At 62.6% G+C, this 4,293-nt stretch carries 5 protein-coding genes and 2 tRNA genes; 4 read left to right on the top strand and 3 right to left on the bottom strand.

What is annotated here, in order from left to right:
- Position 1: 1 nt before the first annotated feature.
- The 3 genes from ACH2EI_RS07610 to ACH2EI_RS07600 all read right to left on the bottom strand — a co-directional run bounded on the left by ACH2EI_RS07610 (position 2) and on the right by ACH2EI_RS07600 (position 1,015).
- A tRNA-Ile gene (locus tag ACH2EI_RS07610) sits at positions 2 to 75 on the bottom strand.
- A gap of 76 nt (positions 76 to 151) precedes the next feature.
- Positions 152 to 412, bottom strand: a complete 261-nt coding sequence (locus ACH2EI_RS07605) for a hypothetical protein (RefSeq protein WP_395159611.1) — start codon at positions 410 to 412, stop codon at positions 152 to 154.
- 27 nt (positions 413 to 439) lie between these two features.
- A complete protein-coding gene (locus ACH2EI_RS07600) occupies positions 440 to 1,015 on the bottom strand; it encodes a hypothetical protein (RefSeq protein ID WP_395159609.1) in 576 nt (191 codons plus the stop codon).
- Positions 1,016 to 1,041: 26 nt separating this feature from the next.
- Here ACH2EI_RS07600 and ACH2EI_RS07595 point away from each other — a divergent pair, with 26 nt between their 5' ends.
- From ACH2EI_RS07595 to ACH2EI_RS07580, 4 genes are all read left to right on the top strand, one after another.
- The gene (locus tag ACH2EI_RS07595) at positions 1,042 to 1,830 is read left to right on the top strand and encodes an inositol monophosphatase family protein (protein WP_395159607.1); all 789 of its coding nucleotides are present in this window, start codon (positions 1,042 to 1,044) and stop codon (positions 1,828 to 1,830) included.
- A gap of 24 nt (positions 1,831 to 1,854) precedes the next feature.
- The gene (locus ACH2EI_RS07590) at positions 1,855 to 3,000 is read left to right on the top strand and encodes a PrsW family glutamic-type intramembrane protease (RefSeq protein ID WP_395153608.1); all 1,146 of its coding nucleotides are present in this window, start codon (positions 1,855 to 1,857) and stop codon (positions 2,998 to 3,000) included.
- Between the two features lie 31 nt (positions 3,001 to 3,031).
- Positions 3,032 to 3,943 (top strand): MBL fold metallo-hydrolase, encoded by a 912-nt coding sequence (locus ACH2EI_RS07585; protein ID WP_395153607.1) that lies wholly within the window; start codon positions 3,032 to 3,034, stop codon positions 3,941 to 3,943.
- A 222-nt stretch (positions 3,944 to 4,165) separates the two neighbouring features.
- A tRNA-Val gene (locus ACH2EI_RS07580) sits at positions 4,166 to 4,239 on the top strand.
- Positions 4,240 to 4,293: the final 54 nt, after the last annotated feature.

The raw sequence follows: 4,293 nt of genomic DNA, 5'->3' as shown, positions 1-4,293 counted from the left end.
GTGGGGCGACCGGGGCTCGAACCCGGGACCGAGGCATTATGAGTACCGTGCTCTAACCAACTGAGCTATCGCCCCTGAAAAACTTCTATTCGACCTCGACCTTGTCGCCTTCTCCGACAGAGTTGCGAAAGGGGCCTGACCCCAAACGTAACTAGGCGTCGGGTTGTTCGATGGCGTCGAGGAAGTCGCTGACGTCGGCCTCTTCGCCGCCGACGAGCCAGATAGTGAGTTCACCCGGGTTGTCGCTGTCTTCGTCGTCTTCCGCGTCTTGCCAGGGGAGCACCCCGTCGACAAAATAGCGATCGACGGTGATGTCTTCTTTGTCGGCGTCGACCGGCGCCACGATGGCTATCTCGACTTCGGTGTCTGGCGGTTGGTCGCTGAGAATGTCAATCAGTTCGTGAACTCGCATGGCTGCTCCCTGCCAGTGACTGGCGTGCTAGTTGAGGTATTCGCCGAGCCACGCCGGGGCGTGCTCGAGGAGATAGAGGCTGACGTGCTTGCACCGATCGAGGGCAGTGGTGACAGCGTCGTCTTGGTTCATGTACACGTCAGCCAGGTCAATGGTCATCTTGGCGACGATCGACAAGCTGCGCTCAGGAGCATCGGTGACGCTCGGGAACGAGTCGATTGCCGACACTTCCAGTGGGAGGTCCATTCCGCCGACGCCCGCGAGCTCGGTGGCCAGGACCAGCAGGTCTGGCGGCTCGGGGAGTGGAGGCAGCGTCCAGGTGAACAGCAGCGGGAATGTGAAACCGTGCGGCGGCGGATCTTCGATCTCGTCCAGCTTCATCACTTCGTCCTCGAACCCGAGCATGGCTCGCGGGTCGACATCGAGCGACAGATGGAGGTCGATCGGACCCGAACAGGCTTCTTCAGGGTGGAGGTCAACTTCCCAAAGTTGGCGAAGTGAGTAGGTCTCGACGAAGTGTCGTTCGTCGTGGACGTGAAAGCCATGGTCAATGGCCTGACTCTTCACATCGGCAATGAATCCTGCAACGTCGATGACTGCCATCGCTGCGGACACTACCGTCCCTGAGCGTGGACTCGACCAACGGCAGCACCGCTTCTCTGATCAGCACTGCTGACCAGGCAACTCTCGATCTGTTCGCAGTGATCTGTGACCGCACCGCTGAGGTGGTCAGGGCAAACGCTGATTGGGGTGCGTCGGGCTTGCGTGACGGGCAGTACAGCGTCGACCTTGACGTCGACGAAGTGTGTGTTGGCCTGCTCCTGGACGCCGGATATGACGTGCTGTCCGAGGAGTCGGGTGTGCAGCGCGCCCCGGGGTCTGATGGACGAAGCATTGTCGTGTGTGATCCGCTCGACGGATCGACGAACGCCAGCCTCGGGCTGCCGTGGTGTGCAACAGCGCTGTGTCACGTCGTCGACAGCCAACCGCAGGTCGCGATGGTGACGAACCTCGTGACGGGGGATCGGTACACCGCGGTGAAAGACAGGGGAGCGAATCGCAACGGCCGGCCGATCTTGGTCGGTGCCCCGACGCCGCTCGATGATGCGATTGTGGCCATGAACGGCCTCCCTGCTGAGCATTGGGGTTGGCGACAGTTCCGGGCAATGGGGGCCGCAGCGCTCGACATCGCGGCTGTCGCCCGCGGCGGATTCGACGGTTTCGTCGACACCACGACTGATTCGCACGGCGTGTGGGACTACCTCGCATCGGTGCTCATCCTCGAAGAGGCAGGCGGGATGGCCATCGACGCCTGGGGCCGAGACCTCACGGTGCTCGAACACGAAGCTCGGCGAACGCCGATTGCCGCGTCGAACCGAGCGCTACTCGACGTACTGCTTGCCGCCCGCAGCCGCTGAGCCCAGTCCTGCAACACTGTCACTGTGTCGCAACTTCCTCCCCCGACTCCGACCGGCAGAATCACGCCCGGCTGGTACGCAGACCCGTGGGACGCTGCGCCATGGCGTTGGTGGGACGGTGTGCAGTGGACTGCTCAGACAGCGGCGCCACCAGCGAGACGCAAGCCCCGCCTGCCGGCTTGGCTGAGCGTCCCGGTGATCATCGGCACGCTGCTGTCGATGTTTGTCGTCGTGCAGGTCGCGACCAACTATCCGATGGCAATCCTGCTCAGCCTGGCTCCCATTTTCATTGTTGGCCCGGTGCTCATCTGGCTCGACCGGGTCGAACCGGAGCCTTGGTCTGCACGTGTCCACGCCTTCTTGTGGGGCGCATTCGTGGCAACCGCCGTGTCAGGCGTCGTGAACGAGTTGGTTGGTGCCGGGCTCGGCTTGGGCGCCTCGCTCGTGATCTCGGCACCCATCATCGAAGAAATCATGAAGGCGATTGGCATCTGGTATGCCGTGCGCCGCAAAGAACTCGACGGTGTGATGGATGGCATCGTTTACGCCGGGTGGACCGCACTCGGGTTCGCGGTGGTTGAGAACTTCCTGTACCTCGGCCTCGCTGAGCAAGAGGGGCAATTGCTGCTGGTTTTCGTCCTGCGCGGTCTGCTGACGCCGTTTGCCCATCCGCTCTTCACCGCGTGGACGGGGATCGCGATCGGGGCGGCGGTGGCCAAGGGCAAGCCGCTTTTCCCGATGGTCTTCGGTGGGCTGGCACTGTCGATGCTGTGTCATGCAGCCTGGAATGGTGCAGCCTCGTACGGTGCTGAGATCAGCGGATTGGTGCTGCTGGGCGCGATGGCGATGTTCGTTGTCTTGTTCGTGGCGGTCGCGGTGACGCTGCGCAAGATGCGGGTCCGTGACCAACGCCGATTTGTGCAACTCGTGCCCTGGATGGCGCAGCGCTACGGAATGGCCGAACACGAGATCAGCGTGTTTGCCGACTGGAAGCAGATGCTGGCAACCCGCAAGCAGCTGACGAGATCGCAACGCCGGTACTTCGACGGCGTGCACTCAGCACTCGCCCGCCTCGTGCACCTCCACGACCAGCCCGGTGACACCGATCCTGGCACCGAGCAGGCACTCGCATCCCGACTGACCGAAGCCCGCTACTCGTCCAGCTCCTGATCGCGCCCGGCTGGCTGAGTACCGTCTGGCCATGACGACGACGCTCGACTGGTACGGCTGCGCAACCTTCGGCCTGCAGACCGCTGGACTGAACATCATGCTTGATGCATACATCGATCGGGCCGCGAACGCTGCGGGTCCATCGCCCGCGAGATCAGCGAGCGACATTGCCGAATGTGACTATCTCGTGATCGGCCATTCGCACTTCGATCATCTCTTCGGTGCCGAGGTAATCATGGCGAATACCAAGGCCACGTTGATCGGCAGCTACGAGACGGTACGTGTGATGGAAGGGCTCGGTGTCGCGCTCGATCGGATGTTGCCGGTCGCTGGCGGCGAGACAATCGAATTGGAGGGTGCGACCGGTCGGGCGACGGTGTCGGTGTATCCGAGCCAGCACAGCTGCGTGTGGTCGCACAGCCAGATGGGCCAATCCGACGAGGTGTGCATTGGCGACCTCGGTGTCACCCATCAGGAGCAGCGGGAACGGTTTGCCAAGCTGATTGAACATCTTGGCACCGCCCTTGATCCACTTGCTGTTGGGCACATGATGTCGACGATGGCCGAACACAGCGACCGCGGCGATGGTGGCGCGCTGGTCTTCCTGTTCGACCTGCCTGACGGCCGACTCTTTTACCAGGACACCTCGGGCCACTGGTCCGGTGTGCTGCGCGATTTGCGTCCCGACGTTGCGATCCTTGCTGCTGCCGGTCGAGGGAACATCAACGGCGAACCCATCCAAGGGTCACTCGCCCAGTTCATGGCGCAGCAGGTCGACATGTTGCGACCGAAGCAGGTGATCTTGAGTCACCACGACGACTGGCTACCCGGATTTAGCGTGCCAACCGACATCGAGCCGATCCGGGCCGAGATCGAGCAGACAGTGCCCGGTACCGAACTCCGCGAGATTGGTTACGTCGAGTCGAACGTCATCTTCGGCTGACGGGCGAGCGCGAAGGGGCCCGTGAGGGAGCGTCGGATCCCGTTGCGGGGATGGGCTTGAATCAGTCGACCGAACCGAAGTTCGGCGCTGGATCCCTGATTGACGCGCTCACGGGCCGCCTTCATCGTCGCGCCACCCCGGGCACAACGCAAGGGCCAGTTCTGTGTAGGTCGCGTTGCGGATTTGACTGCCCGGGCGGACCGATAGGCTTTCGCACTTGTCGGGCGCATAGCTCAGTTGGCTAGAGCGCTGCCTTTACATGGCAGATGTCGGGGGTTCGAGTCCCTCTGCGCCCACCCGATTACCAGGTGTTTTTCCCCTGGTAGGGGCTCGGTGAGTACCAGGCGGTG

It is taken from the genome of Ilumatobacter sp. (assembly GCF_041688325.1).
Lineage (GTDB): Bacteria > Actinomycetota > Acidimicrobiia > Acidimicrobiales > Ilumatobacteraceae > Ilumatobacter_A.
The sequence above is the reverse complement of the archived record's forward strand: the minus strand, read 5'-3'. Positions and strand labels throughout refer to the sequence as shown.

Coding starts and splice junctions, on each gene's coding strand:
- ACH2EI_RS07605 (WP_395159611.1), bottom strand. CDS start 412: ATGCGAGTTCACGAACTGATTGACATTCTCAGCGACCAACCGCCAGAC.
- ACH2EI_RS07600 (WP_395159609.1), bottom strand. CDS start 1,015: ATGGCAGTCATCGACGTTGCAGGATTCATTGCCGATGTGAAGAGTCAG.
- ACH2EI_RS07585 (WP_395153607.1), top strand. CDS start 3,032: ATGACGACGACGCTCGACTGGTACGGCTGCGCAACCTTCGGCCTGCAG.